Here is a 19,098-nt window from a genome sequence, read left to right on the forward strand (position 1 = left end):
TCACCGCGCGGGGACGGGGGACGTCGGGTACGACGGTGGACGTCGGGCTGGGGCACGACGGTGGACGTCGGGGATGGGGAACGACAGGGGACGTCGGGGACGGGGGATGTCGGCGCGCCGCCGCGGACGGCCTCCGCCGCGTAGACGCGCGACCTCCGACAGCCGTGCCACGCGCCCGTTCCTCCCCACGCGCCCGCCTCGCCCCCTCCACGCGCCTGCCTCACAGGTACCGGCGTCGCTGTGCCGTCTCGCGCTCGTAGCGCGCGCGGGCCTCGGCGGCCGCCGGGCGGGCGGACACCTCGGCCACCGGGACGTCCCACCACGCCTGGGCCGCGGGGGCGGTCGGGGCCGGGGCGGTCTCCACGTAGACGCAGGTGGCGCGGTCCGAGGCGCGGGCCGCGCGCAGCGCCTCGCGCAGTTCGCCGACGGTCCTGGCGCGCAGCACCTCCATGCCGAGGCTGCCGGCGTTCGCGGCGAGGTCGACCGGGAGCGGCGCCCCGGTGAAAGCGCCGTCGGCGCCCCGGTGGCGGTAGGCGGTGCCGAAGCGCTCGGCGCCCACCGACTCCGAGAGGCCGCCGATGGACGCGTATCCGTGGTTCTGCACCAGGACCAGGTTGATCGGCAGCGCCTCCTGCACGGCGGTGACGATCTCCGTGGGCATCATCAGATAGGTTCCGTCGCCGACGAGCGCCCACACGGGCGTGTCCGGCGCCGCCTGCTGGACGCCCACGGCGGCCGGGATCTCGTAGCCCATGCAGGAGTAGCCGTACTCCACGTGGTACTGGCGCGGCGAGCGGGTCCGCCACAGCTTGTGCAGGTCGCCCGGGAGCGAGCCGGCCGCGTTGATCACCACGTCCTCGTCGCCGACCACCGCGTCCAGCGCGCCCAGCACCTGCGTCTGGGTCGGCACGGCGTCGTCGTCGACGGCGTGCAGGGCGTCCTCGACCACCCGCTCCCAGCGCCGTTTGCCGTCCCGGTACGCGGCCTCGTAGGAGGCGTCGACGCGGTGTCCGGTCAGGGCTTCGGCGAGCGCGAGCAGTCCGGCCCGCGCGTCGCAGACGAGGGGGGCGGCGGCCAGCTTGTGCGCGTCGGACGCGGTGACGTTGAGGTTGACGAAGCGGACGGCGGGGTTCTGGAAGAGGGTGCCGGAGGCGGTGGTGAAGTCGGTGTGCCGGGCGCCCACGCCGATCACCAGGTCGGCGGCGCGAGCGGCGTCGTCGGCGGCCGCGGCGCCGGTGTGCCCGATGCCGCCGAGGTCGGCCGGGTGGTCGTGGCGCAGCGAGCCCTTGCCCGCCTGGGTGGAGGCGACCGGGATGCCGGTGGCCTCCACGAGGGCGCGCAGCGCGTCCTCGGCGGCGCTGTGCCGGACGCCGCCGCCGGCGATGATCAGCGGACGCGAGGCCGCCCTGACCGCTTCCGCGGCGGCGGCGAGTTCGGCCGGGTCGGGAGCGGGCCTGCGCACCCGCCAGACGCGGTCGGCGAAGAACTCCCGCGGCCAGTCGTACGCCTCCGCCTGCACGTCCTGCGGGAGCGCCAGGGTGACCGCGCCGGTCGCGGCCGGGTCTGTGAGGACCCGCATCGCGTTCAGCGCGGAGGGGATCAGGGCCTCGGCGCGGCTGATCCGGTCGAAGTAGCGGGAGACCGGGCGCAGGGCGTCGTTGACCGACACGTCGGCCTCGACGGGATGCTCCAGTTGCTGAAGGAGCGGGTCGGCGGCGTGTCCGGCGAGGTAGTCGCCGGGCAGCAGGAGCACCGGGAGCCGGTTGACGGTGGCCAGCGCGGCGCCGGTGACGAGGTTGGTGGCGCCGGGCCCGATGGACGTGGTGACGGCCTGCGTGGACAGCCGGCCGCGGTGGCGGGCGAAGCCCACCGCCGCGTGCACCATCGCCTGCTCGTTGCGGCCTTGGTGGTACGGCATCAGGTCGCCGTACTCGACGAGCGCCTGGCCGACGCCCGCCACGTTGCCGTGTCCGAAGACGCCCCAGACCCCGGCGATCAGCCGTTGCCGCTCGCCGTCCCGCTCGGTGTGCTGGGCGGCGAGGAACCGTACCAGCGCCTGGGCCGCGGTCAGCCGGACCGTGCCCTCGGAGGGGGCGGCGGGGGAGGGCGCGGGCGGCCGGTTCATCGGTGACCTCGCTCGGACGGGTCGGCGGCGCGCGGAGCGGTGTAGAGGGGGAGCCGTGGATCGGCGGGCTGGCCGGGCCAGGCGTCGCGGATCCAGGCGTGGTCGGGGTGGTCGCGGATCAGCCAGGCGCGCTCGGGACCAGGTCCGGCCATGACGTTGAGGTAGTACATGCAGTGGCCGGGCGCGGCCATCGACGGCCCGTGCCAGCCGTCCGGGATCAGCACCGCGTCACCGTCGCGCACCTCGGCCAGCACGTCCGTGTTCCGGCCCCGGCCGGACGGGGAGACCCGCTGGTAGCCGAGGCCGGGCACGCCGTCGTGGGCGGCGAACTCGAAGTAGTAGACCTCCTCCAGGACCGACTCCCGCCCCGGGCGGTGCTCGTCGTGCTTGTGCGGCGGGTACGACGACCAGTTGCCGCCCGGCGTGAGCACTTCGACGGCGATGAGCCGGTCGCACGCGAAGACGTCGGCAGCGGCGAAGTTGTTGACCTGGCGGGAGCAGGCGCCGCCGCCGCGCAGTTCCACCGGCACGGCGGCGCCGGGCCCGTGACGGGCCGGCAGGCGGCGGGCGCACCGGGCCCCGGCCAGCGCGAACCGGCCGCCGCCCGGGGACGAGACGCTCACGCGGGCGTCCCGCGGCACGTACGCGAAATCGCTGACCCCGGTGAACACACTCTCACGGCCAGTCAGTTCGAACGTCTCGCGGCCGAAGTCGTCCGCGGCGGCGACCGTGCAGCCGCCGCTGAGCGGCAGCACGATCCACTCGCTGTCCCCGGAGTCGAAGGCGTGCGCGCCGCCCGGCGGCAGCCGCAGCACGCGCAGGCTGGAGTAGGCCCATCCCGCGGACCGCGGCGACACGTCCACCGCGTAGGGGCCGCGGACGGCCGTCCCCGCGGGGAGATGGTACGGACTGGTCATCGACGCCTCCTCGGCACGGCGCGGACGGGCCGACGAGCTGCCCGCCGCGATCATCAGCCGCGGCGCCGAGAGGGATACGCCCCGGCGCCGCGGGTAGGAATCCGCACGCACAGCGCTCCTCTCACCGACCGCACAGACCTCTTGCCCCCGCACACCGCGCGCCTCACGCACCGCGCCCGCGCGCCTTCCCGCACACGCCCCATCCCTGCCGCTTTCCGCACACGCCCCGTCCGTGCCGCTTTCCGCACACGCCCCCTTTCCGCACGCACCGCCGACGCACAGCGCTCCCTCGCCCGCCTTCCCCTCCGCCGCACAGTGAGGTGCTGGATAGATGGACCGCTCCTCCCGCCCGCGCAGACTGCTCGCCGTCCTGGCCGCCGCGGCGGCCCTGGCCCTCGCCGGCTGCTCCAGCGGCTCGGGCGGGAAGAAGGCCGAGGAAGGGGGAGGGGGCGCCCCCGCGGGCCGGGCCGCCACGCCCCGGATGACGGTCGCCCTGGTCACCCACCAGGCGCCCGGAGACACCTTCTGGGACATCGTCCGCAAGGGCGCCGAGGCCGCCGCCGCCAAGGACAACGTCAAGCTCGTCTACGCCGCCGACCCCAACGCCGGCAACCAGGCCAGCCTGGTGCAGAACGCGATCGACCAGAAAGTCGACGGCATCGCGGTCACCCTCGCCAAACCGGACGCCCTCAAAGGCGTGGTCGGCAAGGCCCAGAGCGCCGGCATCCCCGTCGTGGGCCTCAACTCCGGTCTCAGCGAATGGAAGAGGCTCGGACTGCTGGAGTTCTTCGGGCAGGACGAGACCGTGGCCGGGCAGGCGTTCGGCGACAAGCTCAACGCGGTCGGCGCCAAGCGGGCGGTCTGCGTGATCCAGGAGCAGGGCAACGTGGGCCTGACCCAGCGCTGCGACGGGATGCGGAAGACGTTCAAGGGCGCCGTCGAGAACCTGTACGTCAACGGCGCCGACATGCCGTCCGTGAAGGCGACGATCACCGCCAAGCTCAAGCAGGACACCCGCGTCGACCACGTCGTCACCCTGGGCGCCCCGTTCGCCCTGGCCGCCGTGCAGTCCGTGGACGACGCGGGCAGCGGCGCCAAGGTCGCCACCTTCGACCTCAGCAGGCAACTCGCCGCCTCCGTGCGCAAGGGCGACGTCCAGTTCGCCGTCGACCAGCAGCCCTACCTCCAGGGCTATCTGGCCGTCGACTCCCTGTGGCTGTACCGGACCAACGGCGACTACAGCGGCGGCGGAGTGCAGCCCGTGCTCACCGGCCCGGCCTTCGTCGACAAGACGAACGTCGACAAGGTCGCCCGGTTCGCCGCCCAGGGCACCCGGTGAGCGGCACGACCCGGCAGGCCGCGCCGCCGTCCGCAGGGCCGCCCGCGCCCGGCGGCGGACCGGGCGAAGGCCAGGCCGCGCGGCGCTCCCCGGCGCTCCGCCTGCTCGCCCGCCCCGAGACCGGCGTCTTCCTCGGCGCCGCCGCCGTGTTCGTCTTCTTCCTCGTCGCGGCGCCCTCGGTCCGCCAGGGCGGCTCGATGGCGACGATCCTCTACCAGTCGTCGACCATCGGCATCATGGCGCTGCCCGTGGCGCTGCTGATGATCGGCGGCGAGTTCGACCTGTCCGCCGGCGTCGCGGTGGTCACCTCGGCGCTCACCGCGAGCATGTTCAGCTACCAGCTCACCCTGAACGTGTGGACCGGCGTGGTCCTCGCCCTGGCGCTCTCGCTGGGCGTCGGCGCGCTCAACGGCTGGATGCTGGTGAAGACCGGGCTGCCGAGCTTCCTCGTCACCCTCGGCGCCTTCCTGATCCTCCAGGGCGTCAACCTGGCCGTCACCAAGCTGGTCACCGGCAACGTGGCGACCGACGACATCAGCGACATGGACGGCTTCGGCCAGGCCCGTGCGCTGTTCGCCTCGTCCTTCCACGTCGGCGGGGTCCAGGTGAAGATCACCGTCGTGTGGTGGCTGGTCTTCGCCGCGCTCGCCGCCTGGGTGCTGCTGCGCACCCAGTACGGCAACTGGGTCTTCGCGGTCGGCGGCGACCAGGACAGCGCCCGCGCGGTCGGCGTCCCGGTGGCCTTCACCAAGATCACCCTGTTCATGCTGGTCGGTTTCGGCGCCTGGTTCGTCGGCATGCACCAGCTCTTCTCGTTCGACACCGTGCAGTCCGGCGAGGGCGTCGGTCAGGAGCTGATCTACATCGCCGCCGCCGTCGTCGGCGGCTGCCTGCTCACCGGCGGCCACGGCTCCGCCGTCGGCCCCGTCTTCGGCGCCTTCATGTTCGGCATGGTCAACCAGGGCATCGTCTACGCCGGCTGGAACCCCGACTGGTTCAAGGCGTTCCTCGGCGCGATGCTGCTCGGCGCGGTCCTGATCAATCTGTGGGTCCGGCGCACGGCCACTCGGAGGCGACCGGCATGACGAGCGACGAGACCCCGGCGGACGACGCTGCCCGCGCCGGCGATCCGGCTCGCGCCGGCGCCACGGCTCACGCCGGCGATTCGGCTCGCGCCAGTGACCCCGAGCGCGCCAGCGGTCTGGCTTACATCGGCGACCCGGCTCACATCGGCGACCCGGCCCGCACCGGCGACCTGGCCCGCACCGGCGACCGGCCAGGCGGCGACCGGCTTGGGGGCGACGGACCCGGCGGCGACCGCCCCGACATCGGCGGACCCGACGGCGACCGCCCCGGTATCGACGGACCCGGCGGCGACCGCCCCGGCATCGGCGGACCCGACGGCGACCGCCCCCTAGTAGAACTGCGCGGCGCCGGGAAGTCCTACGGCGCCGTCCGCGCCCTGCACGACGTCGACCTCGTCGTGCGTCCCGGCACGGTGACCTGCGTGCTCGGTGACAACGGGGCAGGCAAGTCCACCCTCATCAAGATCATTTCCGGGCTGCACCGGCATTCCGAGGGCGAGTTCCTCGTCGACGGCGAGCCGGTCCGGTTCGCCAGCCCGCGCGACGCCCTGGCCAAGGGCATCGCCGCCGTCTACCAGGACCTTGCGACCGTCCCGCTGATGCCGGTGTGGCGCAACTTCTTCCTCGGCTCCGAACTGACCAAGGGCGCCTGGCCGCTGCGCCGCCTGGACATCGCCCGGATGAAGGACGTCGCGGACCGGGAACTGCGCTCCATGGGCATCGTCCTGGACGACCTGGAGCAGCCGGTCGGCACCCTCTCCGGCGGCCAGCGCCAGTGCGTGGCCATCGCCCGCGCGGTCCATTTCGGCGCCCGCGTCCTCATCCTGGACGAGCCGACCGCCGCCCTCGGCGTCAAGCAGTCCGGCGTGGTTCTCAGGTACGTCGCCGCCGCCCGCGACCGCGGCCTCGGCGTCGTCTTCATCACCCACAACCCCCAGCACGCCTACATGGTCGGCGACCACTTCAGCGTGCTGCGTCTGGGCGCCCTCGACCTGAGCGCGCCCCGCGGCGAGGTCAGCCTCGAGGACCTCGCCCACCACATGGCGGGCGGCGCCGAACTCGCCGCGCTCCGGCACGAGCTGTCCCAGGTCCGGGGCGTCGACGTGGACGCGCTGCCCGAGGCCCCGGAGTCAGCCGCCCCCGCACCCGTCGCCGCCCCCGTCCCAGCGCCCGGGACGGCCCCGGCGACCCCCGAAGGGAACCCCTGAGATGCCCCCCTCCCTGGACCGCATCCGGGTCGGCTCGGCCCCCGACTCCTGGGGCGTGTGGTTCCCCGACGACCCCCGCCAGGTCCCCTGGCGCCGATTCCTGGACGAGGTCGCCGAGGCCGGCTACTCCTGGATCGAACTGGGCCCCTACGGCTACCTGCCGACCGACCCCGCCCGGCTCGCCGAGGAGGTGGCCCGGCGCGAGCTGAGGGTGTCGGCGGGCACGGTCTTCACCGGCCTGCACCGCGGGCCCTCGGTGTGGGAGTCCACCTGGGAGCACGTCGCCCAGGTCGCCGCCCTCACGCAGGCCATGGGCGCCCGGCACCTCGTCGTCATCCCCTCCTTCTGGCGGGACGACAAGACCGCCGAGATCCTGGAGCCGCCCGAGCTGACCGCCGAGCAGTGGGGCAGCCTCACCCAGGGCATGGAACGGCTCGGCCGCGAGGTCAAGGACGCCTATGGCCTCGACATCGTCGTCCACCCGCACGCCGACACCCACCTCGACACCGAGGCGCACGTCGAGCGCTTCCTCGACGCGACCGACCCCGATCTGGTCGGCCTCTGCCTGGACACCGGGCACTACGCCTACTGCGGCGGCGACAGCGTCCGGCTGATCGAGACCTACGGCGAACGCGTCGGATACCTCCACCTCAAGCAGGTCGACCCCGAGATCCTCGCCGACGTGGTGGCGCACCAGGTGCCCTTCGGACCGGCGGTGGGGCGCGGCGTCATGTGCGAACCGCCCACCGGCGTCCCCGCCCTGGAGCCGGTGCTGGCGGCGGCGCAGCGGCTCGGCGTCGACCTGTTCGCGATCGTCGAGCAGGACATGTACCCGTGCCCGCCGGACCGGCCGCTGCCCATCGCCGCCCGCACCCGGAGGTTCCTGCGCTCCTGCGGAGCGTGATCTCCCCCCTGGGGGTCCCCCGTCCCTCGCCGCCCTGCCGCGCTACAGTCGGGCGGGTACGGACACGCCGCCGCCGCGGTCCGCGCCGGCGGTCCACTGGCGCGGCGCCGGGTACGCCCTCCGGCGAGGAGTCTCATGAGCACAGCGCGGGACCTGATGATCGTGGCCCTGGGGGAGGCCCCCAGCCGGCCCCTGGAGCGCGGCGACCTCTCGCTCGCGCTGGCCGGGGCCGAGGCGTACGACCTGCTGCGCGGGGAGGCGATCGGCCTGACAGGCGACCGCCTCGTGCCCCGCAGGCAGCCGGTGGCCGACGATCGGCTGCTGGCCGAGGCCGCGTCCCTGGTGGTGCGCGAGGCGCCGTACGAGAGGCTGGAGGACTGGCTCTGGCGGCGCGGCCGCGGGCTGGCGTCCGTCTACCTGACCGCGCTGGAGCGGGACGGGCACGTCTCCTGGGAGCGCAACCGCTGGCTGCCGTTCCGCGGCGGGCGCACCGTGCTCGGCGACACCGAGGAGCGGCGCCGGGCGGCCCACCGCTGGGCGGCGGACGAACCGGTCCTGCTCGCGCTGGCCGCGGCCGTCGGAATCCGCGACGAGCCGACCGCCGCCGACCCCGCGGATCCCTCCGTCACCGACGACGCCGTCCTCACCCTGCTCGCCGCCGTTCACGACGCGGTGATGGAACTGGAGGCCGTACGGCAGCGCAAGGCCATCGAGGACGCGGCTTTCGCCAACGTGTGGCGGGGCGCGTAACAGGCGTCTCCCGGCCGGTGGGCGCCGCGCGGGGGAGGGCCCGCCTCCAGCGTGCAGGGCGAGGGCAGTTGTCCGGCCACGACCTGAGTGAACGCGGTGAGTTCGGCACGGTAGGCGGCGGCGAACCGATCCCCGAAGAAAGCGTGCGGCCGCCGTGGGGAGAGCCCACGCCGGGTGCGGCCGAACGCAGCCGCAGTCCGTCGTCCAGGCTCACGGCCACGGAGTCCGTCGTCGTAACCCCGGCCGGTGTGGCGGCTGTTCGACAAGCGGCCTGATCCTGGAGCGATCCCGAGGGCGCCTCGCTCAGCGTCGGCCGGGCTCAGGGTCCGGACTCCCGCCGGGCCGGGCGACGTCCTGCCTGCACGGCCTGCACAGTGTGCGCGGGGACGGCGCAGGCGCCCGGACGCGCCGTCCCCTCCCCGGCGGCGCACCGCGAAGTGGCGGGCGCGGACGGGCCGGGTGATCGTAGAGGCGACCCGTCCGCATCCGCCCGCGAGGGAGACGGCCCATGGCGCAGCCCACGACGGCCGCTCCCCGGCGGACCGCGCACGACGCCCGCGCGCCGCTGCTGTTCGGCGGTGTGTACGGCGCCGTGGTGGCCAGCGCCATGGTCGCCGCGCTCAGCGTGGCCGGGCACGAGTCACGGGCCAGCCGGCGCTACGACGCCGTCTGGCTGCTGGTGACCGCCTTCGCCTCCGCCCTGGCGCACGGCTACGCCCACTTCATCGCCGAGCGGGAACCGCACCGGCGCGGGCAGGCCGTGCGCGCGCTGGCCGCCGAATGGCCGCTGGTCGTGGCCATGCTGCCCAGCGTCCTGATCCTCGCGGGCGCGGGCTGGGGCTGGTGGCCCGCGCGCAGCGTGGAGTACCCGGCGTTCGCCTTCAACATCGGCATGCTGTTCGGGCTGGGCCTGATCTCCGCCCGGTGGGCGGGGCGCCGCTGGCCCGCAGCGCTGGTCGGCGGCGCCACGGACGCGCTGCTCGGCCTGATCGTGGTCGTGGCCAACGCGCTCATCAAGTGACGGCCCGCGGGCCGGACGAGGTCTCCGCCCGGCTGGGCGACGGCGCCACGGCTCCCGCCCTGTCCACGCCCCGCTTGCCCATGCCCGCGACCCGTTCACGCCCCGGCCTGTCCACGCCCCGGCCTGTCCACGCCCCGCGCTGCCCAAGCCCGCGACCCGTTCACGCCCCCGGCCTGTCCACGCCCCGCCCTGCCCAAGCCCGCGACCCGTTCACGCCCCCGGCCTGTCCAGGCCCCCGGCCCGACCAGGCCCGCCGCTGCGGCCCCGCGCCCGGGGCGCCTCAGTCGTCCTCTCCCGCATCCTCGTCCAGCCCCGTGCACGCGACCTCGCCCCGCACCTCGGCGCACGCCTCCACGCCGCGCGGCGAGCGGACGGCGAGCATCGGACTGGTGTCGCCGCGGGCGTCACCGGCGGAGTACCGGGCCGAGAGGACGTCGGTCCGCGTCCGCACCGAGATCTTCCGCGCGCCCCCGCCGCGCACCGCCACCTGCGACCAGGCGACGCGGCAGGACGGCGACCAGCGCAGCCGCACGGTGTACGCCGCGTCGCGCGCGGCGCTCTCGGTCCGCGCGTCCGCCGCGCAGACCGAGGCGCCGGGCAACCCGCCCTGGCAGGAGTGGACCTGACACCTCGGGGAGACGGACACGCGCCGGGCGGCCGATGCGCCGCCGAGCGAGGAGGCGGCGAGGGCCGCGACGACGAGGGCGACCGAGGCCAGCAGCGCGAGCGTCGGCGCCAACGCCTGCCGCCGTGTGCGCGCGGCGACCGGATCGCCCGGCTCGGCGCCGCCCGGCTCGGCGGGGGACGGCTCCGCGCCGGACGGCTGGACGTCGGCCCGGTCGACGTCTGCCGACGCGGCGGTGGTCTCGTCCGCTGCGTCCCACAGGGCCAGCGCGGGCGCAGGGTCGGCGTCTGCAAGCCTGGCGAGTGCTTCCACGGCTGAGCGAGGCGGTCGCTTCGCCCCGGTCAGGTACCGGTGCCAGGCGGACTTGCTGTAGGGGGTGCGCGCGGCGAGAGCCGCCAGGCTCAGGCCCGTACGGCTCCTCAGCTCGCTGAGGGCCGCGGCCAGCGGCCTGGTCGACGGCGCCGCCTGCTGCGCTGACTGCGGCGCCGCCTGCAAGGGAAAGGGCATGGTGCTGCTCCCGACTCCACTCCCGCTCTGGGCGTTTCGCCCCGGTTGGTGCAATGGATTCCCTGGTCGAGGGCGGCGCCACACATGTCGTGGGTGTGAGGAAGGTGAGCCGGACGCGGCGCGCCGGTGGGTCCACGCGGCGGGGCCCGTCGCGGGAACGCGTGGTTCCCGCGACGGGCCCCGCCGCAGCGGGCGGTGCGCTGCCGGGCAGGCGTCAGCACCACGGAAGGGCGCCGCGGAACCGCACGTAGCGCGCCGAGACGTAGCCGCGCACGTGTGCGAGCCGGTACCACTGGTGGGCGCCGTGCGCCCAGGACCCGTAGGTACGGCACGCGAGCCCGACCAGGCTGCCCGACCGCCGGTAGCCGATCACCCGGTATCCGGCGCCGGGTCCGGAGTGGACGCTCAGCCAGGCGCCGCGGGTGACCACCCGTCCGACCGGGTAGTGCGGGCGGCGGTGCCTGTGGGAGAGGCCGGCGCCCGCCGGGACGGGCGCCTGCGCCGCGGTCGCGGACGCGGCGAGGCGCGGAGCGGGCGCGGCAGTGGCCGCGTCGGCGCTCGGGACGAGCGCGAGGGCCGTGACGGCGGCCAGCAGGCCGCCGGTGAGGGTCCGTCGGATCATGGAAACCTCCGGGCTGTCGTTGCCGTGACCACGTGCTGTGATCACCTGACGAGGCCCAGCGTTTCCGCGCCGCGCCCCGCCGATGCCGTCCCCGCGTCCCGGTCGCGTCCCAGGGACGGCGGGTCCGTCCCAGGGCTTGGGGGGACTGGGGCGTCCGGTGGCGCGCCGGGCCCCGAGGGACGCCGGCCGGGCCCCGGATCTCGCCGTCCGAAAGCCGCCGACGACGGAGGCGAGTCCCCGTCGGAGGCGGCCCGAGCGGTGCGGTAGTGTTGACTCACGCGTTCGCCCGGGTCACCGCATGTGAGCGCGACGGGACGTGGCGCAGTTTGGTAGCGCACTTGACTGGGGGTCAAGGGGTCGCAGGTTCAAATCCTGTCGTCCCGACTGGAGACAGTCGCAGATCAGGGCCGGTTTCGGAGGCATCCGAAACCGGCCCTTGATCATTTTTGGGGACCGGTCGGGGAACGGCGTCCTTGACCGAGATCAACGGGGCCCGACGACCAGGCTTGGCAACGCGCGCGGGGCGACGGCGACGGCCATCGAATCAATAGATGCCAGCCCCAAAAGAATCGAAGGTCGCGGTGCCCGAATTTCGGGAATCGCCGCCCCAGCAGTCAGGTTGAGCCACGACGGCAAGTTCATCGTCCATTCTTCGGAAGGCTCAACCATGTCGTCGGCGACCCGCCAAGCAATCCCTGTTCGCGAAAGAACAAGGCTTCCCCTGCCCGGCCTGCTGGCGTTGTTCGCAGCCGGATTCCTGGGAATCCTGAATGAGACGGTTCCCGCCGGTCTGCTTCCTGAAATGTCCAAAAGTCTCGGGCTGTCGGAATCCGTAGTCGGCCAGACCATCACCGTGTACGCACTCGCGACGGCTCTCACCGCGATCCCGCTCAACGCTCTGCTGAAGAACTGGGGGCGGCGCACGGTGATCGTCTCCGGCTTGGCCGCCTTCGTTCTGGCGAACGCCGTCGCCGCATTCATGAGCAGCTTCACGGTCATCCTCGTCGCCCGTTTCGTCGGCGGCGTCGGAGCGGGACTGGTCTGGTCGAACATCGGCGGCTACGCGGCCCGGATCGCTCCCCCGAAACTCCAGGGCAAGGCGATCACCCTGGCGATGGCAGGCATACCCGTCGCCCTCTCGCTCGGCCTTCCGGCGGGAACCCTTCTGGGAAACGCGGCCGGGTGGCATGCGACCTTCGGCGCCACCGCGGCCGCGGGCATCGCCCTGATCGCCTGGGCGTACACCTCGCTGCCCAATATCCCCGGTCGTCCGGAGGGCGGGCATGTTCCTGTCCGGACCATTCTCCGCACGCCCGGCGTACGTCTGATTCTCTTCGTCGTGGCCGGATACATGGTCGCCCACAACATCCTCTACACGTACATCGGTCCGCTGACGGAATCCGCGGGTGTCGGCGGCGGTCAGATCGAACTGGTGCTTCTGGTATTCGGCGTCACAGCGCTGCTCAGCATCTTGGCCACGGGAAAACACATCGACCCGCACCACCGCCGCTTGACTGTGGCGAGCACGCTCATCGTTGGGGCCAGCGCTCTCGTCCTCGGGTTCGTCGAGGTGAGCCCCGTGATCCTGTACCTGGGCGCCGCCGCGTGGGGCTTCGGGTTCGGCGGCTCCGCGACCCTCTTCCTCACGGCCAGCGTCCGGGCGGCCGGCACGGACGGGGTCCAGTCCATCGTCGTGACCGTCTTCAATCTTAGCATCGCGGCCGGAGGCGTCTTCGGCGGCCTCCTGCTCGGAGGGCTCGGTGTCGCCTCCCTTCCATGGGTCGCCCTGGGGCTCCTGATCGCCGCGGCGATCCCGGCCGTCGCGGGCAGGGAACGCGCATTTCCGCGCTGGCCACAGCGCGCCTGAATCCGTCGAGCGCGCTCACGGGCGGCGTCTCAAGATCATCGTGACACGCTGTCGTGCCGATCAGACGGTGAGCACGTGACGCAGACGCTCGGCCGACCTGCGCGGCCGAGCGTTTCGCGTGCTCGAATTTTGGATTTCCCGGAGACGCCGGGCGCATCTCCGACAAAGTATGCAGGCTTTTTATGGCGGCCATTCGAAAGGTGATCGACTCGCGGTGTTTCCGCCCCTGATTTCGCGTGACTCGGATGGGGGAAGCGGCAGCCGACGACAGGTGGCCGGGTCTGCATGCGGATCAATGGATTGTTCCGAGGCCGGGCAGTTCCGCATTCCTCGTGTCCCGCCGGAGGAGGCTGACATGTTCGAAGCCATACGCTGGCCTGAATCCATGACTCCCAGCAAGTCCCCGATCCATTTCACGAACGAGCTGGTGACGGCCGCCTCTCCCGAGACTGTCTGGGCCCTGCTCGTCGACCCTTCGGCCTGGCCCGGCTTCTATCCCGGAGTCGAGCACGTGCAGTTGCCGGAGGGGCACGACGCACTGCGACTGGGCACGCAGTTCGAGACCAACCTGGCCGGCCAGTACGTGCGTGCCCGCGTCGAGGAGTGCGAACCGTTCACGCGCATAGCCTGGGGCGGCGGTCCGAAATCCGACCCGGCCTCTCGGGCTTACCACGCATGGATCATCACTCCGTTGCCTGACGGGTGCCACCTGTGGACCGAGGAGACCATGCAGGGCCCTCTCTGGATCGAGCTGGCGAAACAGGCGCCTGACGCGTTCTGGCGCACCCACGAGCAGCTCCTCGCCGACCTCTCCGCAGTGGCGGTGCAGCGCGAGGCGTCCGCCCAGCGCCCTTGAAGCGATCCGTGCGGTGCGCACAGCGTAGGGGCCCGTCGACAAGCTGACGGGCCCCTACGCATGGTCCGCTCTCAGTCCGCGGGCTTGGCCGCCTCTGCCTCTGCCGCGCGGCCGAGGCGTTCGACCCAGTCCTGGTGGTAGCGGTAGAGCGCACCGGGATCCTTGCGTCCCAGTTCCTCAAGGAAGAAGGGACCCTGCTGGGTCTCTTCGCTGAGCACGTGACAACCATCGTCCGTGGGCGTGATCACCCAGCCGTGATACGCGCTCGAACCGGTGTCGTCCCCGTCGACTGCCGTCTCCCACGCCAGCCTGCTGAACGGCTCGTACTCCGTCACGTTCAAAGCCATCGGGAAGCCGACCGTCACCCGGCTGAACTTGGTTCCGAGCGCCAGTTCCGGCTCACCGCCGAGGATTTTGACCTGGTCTTCCGGAGGAAAGTAGCTGGACCAGTTCTCGGCCTCGACGAGCAGCCTCCACACCACTTCGGGCGACGCTTTCACGTCGATGTCGTTGAGCGCGTAGATCGCCGACGTCTTGGGGTCGTACCGCTCGGGCCATTTTACCTTGTCATACACGGTCGATTCTCTTTCGTGGTTTTTCAATTGCGAGTCACTGGCGGCCGAGCGCGCCCGGTGACCGGTGGCATGCCGACCGCCGGGCGCCGTTCCGGGCCCATGGCGTTCGGTCAGAGTTCGCCCGGGACGGCGAACCGGTAGAAGACGCCGCCGGTCGGCTGAACGCCCATGAGTAGCCAGACCGCGTCTTCGAAGTCACGGGCTCGTGAGAGGTCCCCGACGCGCACCGGGTCGTAGCCGGCGTCACGGATGAGCTGCTCGGTGACCTCGCGGGCCCCCTCGTCCGAGACGTACCAGTTGCTCGGGCGCACCCGCTGCTCGTGCACCGCGTCGAACAGTTCCGCGAAGTTCATGTTGAAACTCTTGGCGACCGGAGCGTGGGTGAAGGACTTCACCTCTTCCGCGTACGACGGGAAATCGCCCTGACGCGCGGGCATGATGTTAGTCGCGTCAATGGCGATTTTCCCCTCGATCCCCGTCACCTTGCTCAGGGCGTCGGATATCTTGTCGCCGGGAACGGCCACCAGGACGACGTCCGCGTGTGAGGCGTCCCCGCCGTCACGGCCGAGTTCCTCGACGTCGTGGCCCGCCGCCCGCCACAGGCCGGCCAGCCCCCCGCCGATCATTCCTCTTCCGATCGTGACGATCCTCATTGTGATCCGCCTTTCGTCTGACGTCTTCTCTTCATCTGGTGCGTGCGTCGCGATTCACGCGCTGTCGGCCACCGAGTCCCTGACGGCGTCCAGACCGGCGTCGTAGGAGACGACGGGCTTGTATCCGAGTTCGGCCGCGGCCTTGTCCGTCCGCAGGATGCAGTCCTGGCCGAGGAACCACCGGGCGGGTACGGGGATCTCGCGGGCGGCGGCCTCGGCGTCCAGGTCGGGGATCGGCGCGTCGACGCGGTAGATCCCGAACAGCGTCTCCAGGAATTCGCGCAGGACGACCCGGTGCTGGTCGGTGACGAAGTACGCCTGTCCCGGCCGGCCGTGCGTCCACCCGAGCACGAGGCCCTCGACCGCGTTGTCCACGTAGGTGACGTCGGTCGTGTGCCGGCCGCCCTCGATCCAGGCGAACTGACCCGCCTTCGCCGCCGCTGCCAGGCCCTCGGTGAGGATGCTGCCCGGACCCCAGACGAACCGCGGGCGGACGGAGACCGTGGCGAAGCCGGGGGCGTTCGCGTCCAGCACGATCCGCTCGGCGGCCGCCTTCGTCGCGCAGTAGGCGGCCTCGGAGTCCGGCCGAAGCGGAGCGCTCTCGTCGACGTCCACCAGCGGTTCGCCTGCCAGCAGCGCCGCTTCGCTCCCGCAGTGCACGAACCGCGGAACGCCCGCGTCGCGCGCCGCTTCGACCACTGCCCGGGTGCCGTGCACCGACACCGCCTCGTGACGCTCGCGATCAGCGGTGATGTCCGTCTCGGCGGCCAGATGGAACACCACGTCGCTGCCCGTCACCCTGTCGCTCCACGTGGCAGGCTCGGTCAGCTCGCCCCGCACGGGCTCCGCGCCCAACGCCGACACCTTCGCGGCCGACGCCTCGCTTCTGACCAGAACACGGACCGTGTGGCCCTCGCTCAGCAGCCGCCGCACCAGCACCTGACCGATGAACCCCGAACCGCCCGTGACGAAGGTCTGTGCCATGGAATTCGCCTTCCCGTGTGCGCCCTCGCGCCTAATGCGACGAGATGCTGTCCGGTACAGCGATCCGGGTTCCCCCGGGCTTCCCTCGGGAAGATTCATCTTTCGAAGGCCTGCGATAAATTGAGCAGATGGTTTCTCTTCGCGCGCTGGAGTGTCTCGTCGCCGTCGCGGACACCGGATCGATCACTCAGGCCGCACTGCTGCTGCATTCCTCGCAGCCCGCCGTCTCCCATCAGATCGCCTCGCTGGAGCGCGAGACCCGGACGGTCCTGCTGCGCCGCGAACCCCGGGGGGTGAAGCTCACCCCCGCGGGGCGTGCCGCGCTCGCCGACGCCCGACGGGCGCTCGATGCGGCCTCCTCCGCGGTGAGGTCGGCACGTGCGGCCGGTCAGGCCGCCGGGGGGATGCTGCGGCTGGCCTGTGCGCAGAGCCTGAGCGTGCCCCTGCTCGCCCCGGTGATCTGCGAGTGGCGCCGCCAGCACCCCCAGGTGGCGATCACCCTGCGCGAATCCACGTCGATGGACGAGGTGCTCGGTCTCGTCGACTCCGACGAAGTGGACGTGGCCCTGGTGCCCGGCGCCCCGTCAGACCACTTCACGATCACGGCCATCGCCGAGGAGGAGATCGTGCTGACTGCCCCCGCCAACCACCCGCTGGCCGAGCAGCCTGCGGTGCGTCTGGAGAGTCTCGAAGGCGCGCCGCTCGTCCACTTCGCATCCGACAACGGCCTCAGCGTCTGGCTGGACCAGTCCCTGGCCCGCGCCGGGGTCCACCTGGAGACGGTGATGCGGACCTCCGTGACGGCCGCGGCGCCCCAACTCGCCGCGGCCGGCCTGGGAATCGCCGTGGGCCCGGTCAGCGCGGTCAGCGAGGGCTTCCCGGGGGCGGTGCGCTCGTTCACCCCACGGTGGGTCAGGCAGTTGGTCGCGGTGACGACCGCCGAACCCGACCCGCTGCTCGCACGTTTCCTCGACGGCCTTCGCCGCCGCGGCCTGCGCGTGCCCCGGCACGTACGGAATCAGCTCACCGCGGGCGACCCCTCTGACGGGCCGTCACCAGCGTCCCCGTGAGAGAGCCGTCGCGCGGCCGGACACAGCGCACGACCAGACCGCTCACGATCGTGGACCCAGGGCGGCGTCGGCGGCCGTCGTATCAGCGAAGGCCGGACCCCGACGAGCCGAAGGTCGCGACGCCCGGGTTCTGACGCCGGTCAGGTGCGGCCCTCACTTCGACGACGGCGCGCACCACGCGCTCGGTGCGGCGGCCGTAGAGCCGGGTGAAGTGCGGCCGCATCAGCGACGGCAGCAGGGGGTGCGCCACGAAGCAGCCGCCGGGCAGGGGCTTCAGCCAGCCCGACTCGGCGAACTCACAGAGCAGTGAGACGAGGTCGAGCGCCGTGATGCCCTTGATTTCCTCGACCGCCCACGACCGGTCGCGCTCCCCGAGGCAGCGGACGGTGGTCTCGGTGAACATGCCGCTGAAGAAGGTGAGCAGGGCGAGCCGGGCGCGTGGAGGGCCCGGGAAACAGTCCAGCGCCTGCGCGAGTTCGCTCTCCAGGGCGCGGACGCCCTCCCGCGCGCAGCCGTCGGCCGGAGAGTCCTCGTGGTACCACTGGAGGTCGGCCAGTTCGTCGCGCGTCAGCGGGTGCGGCGCCGCGCGGGCGCGGGCCCGTGTCTCGCCGCCCGCCGACGGCGTCTGGCGGACTTCGCACCCGCCCTCCGGCCGGGGCGCCGGCGCCGGCTATCACGTGAGGCCGGTTTCTTCTCGGTTCACCGCTCGGCCCGGATTGCGGCCGCCCGGTCGGCCGCGTCGCGGCTTCCCGCCCGTGCGGCCAGGTCGAGGAACACCAGCGCCAAGTCCGGCCGCTCCATGCGCAGAAGGCATTCGGCCTGCTCGGTGTACCCCCCGTCCGGTGGCGGCCGCAGCGCCAGCGCCTCCTCGAAGTCGCCGACGGCCTCGGCGTACCGACGCATACGGAAGTGGACCATCGCCCGGTTGAGCCGCGGGATCAGCTCTCCGGGCATGAGCCGGATCGCATGGGTGAAGTCGTCGGCGGCTTTCTGCAGCAGCCCCAACGCCACGTACGTCGCGCCGCGGTTCGCGTACGCCATCACGTAGGCGCCGTCGAGCCCGATCGCCGCGTCGTACTCCTCGACCGCCTTCGCGTGCAGACCGAGCGCGTCGTAGACATTGCCCCGGTTGAACCGGGCCTTCGTGTCACGGGGTTCGAGTTCGAGCGCCCGCGCGAAGTCCCGCAGGGCGGCGCCCATGGCGCCGGTCCGCTGCCACAGCACCCCGCGATCGGTGTACGCCTCGTGGTCGTCCGGCCCGAACTCGATGGCCTGGGACAGGTCGGCTATGGCTTCGCGCAGGCGGCCGGACATGTCGTGGGCGCGGGCGCGCAGAGAGTAGAGGGAGGCGAGGTCGGGGCGGGAGGCGCCGGGGTGAGACGAGGCGCCCGCCTCGGCCGCGGGGTCCGGAGCGAGACCGATCGCGGTGGTGAGGGCTTCCAGCGCCAGATCGGGCCGCTCGTTCTCCACATGCGTCTGCGCGAGCGCGAACCAGAAGACCGGCTGTTGCGGAGCATCGTCTGAAGTGAGCTCGGCAGCCCAGGAGAACGGTGCGTCGGGGTCGGTCGTCATGGTCCTGTTGCCCTCCGTGGCCCCACGCGGCGGCGATTCGAACATTCTGCCCAGAGGGTAGGATTGTATCCAAATGGGGGTCATGGACGTTGCCGAGTGGGGAAATCGGTGCGCGCCGGAGCGTGCCGCCCCCGGCCCCGCAGTCATCGAGGGCCTGCGCGGTGCGGCGGAACGCCGGCTGACGCTATGGCGGCAGCTCCGAGAAACACCGCGTGCGGGCGGATCGCGCCAGGGACAAAGGAACAGCCTGTACCACGCGCCCAAGGCGAGGGGTACAGGCTGTTCAAAGGGTCAGCGGGCCTTACTTACGCGGCCGGCCCGGTGGCGCCGGTCGGACCGGTCGGACCGGTCGGGCCGGTGTCGCCGGTCAAACCAGTGGCGCCAGTCGCACCGGTCGCGCCGTTGACGCCAGGCACGC

At 72.6% G+C, this 19,098-nt stretch carries 18 protein-coding genes, 1 tRNA gene and 1 pseudogene; 10 read left to right on the plus strand and 10 right to left on the minus strand.

Annotated features, from left to right (window positions below; translation table 11 throughout):
* Positions 1 to 220 precede the first annotated feature (220 nt).
* Positions 221 to 2,125, minus strand: a complete 1,905-nt coding sequence (gene iolD, locus ABZ861_RS21065; RefSeq protein ID WP_361632248.1) for a 3D-(3,5/4)-trihydroxycyclohexane-1,2-dione acylhydrolase (decyclizing) — start codon at positions 2,123 to 2,125, stop codon at positions 221 to 223.
* Positions 2,122 to 3,042 (minus strand): 5-deoxy-glucuronate isomerase, encoded by a 921-nt coding sequence (gene iolB / locus ABZ861_RS21070; RefSeq protein WP_361632250.1) that lies wholly within the window; start codon positions 3,040 to 3,042, stop codon positions 2,122 to 2,124. The genes iolD and iolB overlap by 4 nt, the downstream gene beginning before the upstream one ends.
* A 331-nt stretch (positions 3,043 to 3,373) precedes the next feature.
* Here iolB and ABZ861_RS21075 point away from each other — a divergent pair, with 331 nt between their 5' ends.
* The 5 genes from ABZ861_RS21075 to ABZ861_RS21095 all read left to right on the plus strand — a co-directional run bounded on the left by ABZ861_RS21075 (position 3,374) and on the right by ABZ861_RS21095 (position 8,328).
* Positions 3,374 to 4,381: a substrate-binding domain-containing protein gene (locus ABZ861_RS21075; protein ID WP_361632252.1), complete on the plus strand. Its 1,008-nt coding sequence runs from the start codon at positions 3,374 to 3,376 to the stop codon at positions 4,379 to 4,381.
* The gene (locus ABZ861_RS21080) at positions 4,378 to 5,466 is read left to right on the plus strand and encodes an ABC transporter permease (protein WP_361632254.1); all 1,089 of its coding nucleotides are present in this window, start codon (positions 4,378 to 4,380) and stop codon (positions 5,464 to 5,466) included. Before ABZ861_RS21075 ends, ABZ861_RS21080 begins: the two co-directional genes overlap by 4 nt.
* 272 nt (positions 5,467 to 5,738) lie before the next feature.
* Positions 5,739 to 6,674 (plus strand): ATP-binding cassette domain-containing protein, encoded by a 936-nt coding sequence (locus ABZ861_RS21085; protein ID WP_361632500.1) that lies wholly within the window; start codon positions 5,739 to 5,741, stop codon positions 6,672 to 6,674.
* Between the two features lies 1 nt (position 6,675).
* Positions 6,676 to 7,578 carry a sugar phosphate isomerase/epimerase gene (locus tag ABZ861_RS21090; protein ID WP_361632256.1) on the plus strand — a complete coding sequence of 301 codons (903 nt, stop codon included), beginning with the start codon at positions 6,676 to 6,678 and terminating at the stop codon, positions 7,576 to 7,578.
* Between the two features lie 135 nt (positions 7,579 to 7,713).
* Positions 7,714 to 8,328 (plus strand): GPP34 family phosphoprotein, encoded by a 615-nt coding sequence (locus tag ABZ861_RS21095; protein WP_361632258.1) that lies wholly within the window; start codon positions 7,714 to 7,716, stop codon positions 8,326 to 8,328.
* Here the strand turns inward: ABZ861_RS21095 and ABZ861_RS21100 are convergent.
* Positions 8,241 to 8,554: pseudogene (locus ABZ861_RS21100) on the minus strand (hypothetical protein); the annotation flags it as partial. The gene ABZ861_RS21095 and the pseudogene ABZ861_RS21100 overlap by 88 nt on opposite strands.
* A gap of 282 nt (positions 8,555 to 8,836) precedes the next feature.
* On the opposite strand from ABZ861_RS21100, the gene ABZ861_RS21105 reads away from it, so the two are divergent.
* Positions 8,837 to 9,349 carry a hypothetical protein gene (locus ABZ861_RS21105; RefSeq protein WP_361632260.1) on the plus strand — a complete coding sequence of 171 codons (513 nt, stop codon included), beginning with the start codon at positions 8,837 to 8,839 and terminating at the stop codon, positions 9,347 to 9,349.
* A gap of 280 nt (positions 9,350 to 9,629) precedes the next feature.
* Here ABZ861_RS21105 and ABZ861_RS21110 read toward each other — a convergent pair whose 3' ends face one another.
* Together ABZ861_RS21110 and ABZ861_RS21115 are read right to left on the minus strand one after the other, a co-directional pair.
* Positions 9,630 to 10,481 (minus strand): DUF2690 domain-containing protein, encoded by an 852-nt coding sequence (locus tag ABZ861_RS21110; RefSeq protein WP_361632262.1) that lies wholly within the window; start codon positions 10,479 to 10,481, stop codon positions 9,630 to 9,632.
* A gap of 214 nt (positions 10,482 to 10,695) precedes the next feature.
* Complete coding sequence (locus ABZ861_RS21115; RefSeq protein WP_361632264.1) at positions 10,696 to 11,103, minus strand: SH3 domain-containing protein; 408 nt, start codon at positions 11,101 to 11,103, stop codon at positions 10,696 to 10,698.
* Positions 11,104 to 11,413: 310 nt separating this feature from the next.
* On the opposite strand from ABZ861_RS21115, the gene ABZ861_RS21120 reads away from it, so the two are divergent.
* The 3 genes from ABZ861_RS21120 (at position 11,414) to ABZ861_RS21130 (ending at position 13,826) form a co-directional block, all read left to right on the plus strand.
* Positions 11,414 to 11,487 (plus strand) — tRNA-Pro (locus ABZ861_RS21120).
* Positions 11,488 to 11,722: 235 nt separating this feature from the next.
* Positions 11,723 to 12,970, plus strand: coding sequence for an MFS transporter (locus ABZ861_RS21125; protein ID WP_361632266.1), 1,248 nt, complete (start codon positions 11,723 to 11,725; stop codon positions 12,968 to 12,970).
* 355 nt (positions 12,971 to 13,325) lie between these two features.
* Positions 13,326 to 13,826 (plus strand): SRPBCC domain-containing protein, encoded by a 501-nt coding sequence (locus tag ABZ861_RS21130; protein ID WP_361632268.1) that lies wholly within the window; start codon positions 13,326 to 13,328, stop codon positions 13,824 to 13,826.
* A gap of 71 nt (positions 13,827 to 13,897) precedes the next feature.
* Here ABZ861_RS21130 and ABZ861_RS21135 read toward each other — a convergent pair whose 3' ends face one another.
* The 3 genes from ABZ861_RS21135 to ABZ861_RS21145 all read right to left on the minus strand — a co-directional run bounded on the left by ABZ861_RS21135 (position 13,898) and on the right by ABZ861_RS21145 (position 16,038).
* Positions 13,898 to 14,401, minus strand: a complete 504-nt coding sequence (locus tag ABZ861_RS21135) for an SRPBCC domain-containing protein (protein ID WP_361632270.1) — start codon at positions 14,399 to 14,401, stop codon at positions 13,898 to 13,900.
* Between the two features lie 110 nt (positions 14,402 to 14,511).
* Entirely contained in the window at positions 14,512 to 15,054 is a 543-nt protein-coding gene (locus ABZ861_RS21140; RefSeq protein ID WP_361632272.1) for a dinucleotide-binding protein, read from the minus strand.
* Positions 15,055 to 15,108: 54 nt separating this feature from the next.
* Positions 15,109 to 16,038: an NAD-dependent epimerase/dehydratase family protein gene (locus tag ABZ861_RS21145; RefSeq protein ID WP_361632274.1), complete on the minus strand. Its 930-nt coding sequence runs from the start codon at positions 16,036 to 16,038 to the stop codon at positions 15,109 to 15,111.
* A gap of 128 nt (positions 16,039 to 16,166) precedes the next feature.
* Between ABZ861_RS21145 and ABZ861_RS21150 the strand changes: the two genes are divergently transcribed.
* Positions 16,167 to 17,108 (plus strand): LysR family transcriptional regulator, encoded by a 942-nt coding sequence (locus tag ABZ861_RS21150; RefSeq protein ID WP_361632276.1) that lies wholly within the window; start codon positions 16,167 to 16,169, stop codon positions 17,106 to 17,108.
* An 82-nt stretch (positions 17,109 to 17,190) separates the two neighbouring features.
* Here the strand turns inward: ABZ861_RS21150 and ABZ861_RS21155 are convergent, their stop codons facing one another.
* Complete coding sequence (locus ABZ861_RS21155; protein ID WP_361632278.1) at positions 17,191 to 17,511, minus strand: hypothetical protein; 321 nt, start codon at positions 17,509 to 17,511, stop codon at positions 17,191 to 17,193.
* 296 nt (positions 17,512 to 17,807) lie between these two features.
* Positions 17,808 to 18,680 (minus strand): tetratricopeptide repeat protein, encoded by an 873-nt coding sequence (locus ABZ861_RS21160; RefSeq protein WP_361632280.1) that lies wholly within the window; start codon positions 18,678 to 18,680, stop codon positions 17,808 to 17,810.
* Positions 18,681 to 19,098 lie beyond the last annotated feature (418 nt).

Source organism: Streptomyces sp. NPDC046985, from assembly GCF_040644415.1.
GTDB lineage: Bacteria > Actinomycetota > Actinomycetes > Streptomycetales > Streptomycetaceae > Streptomyces.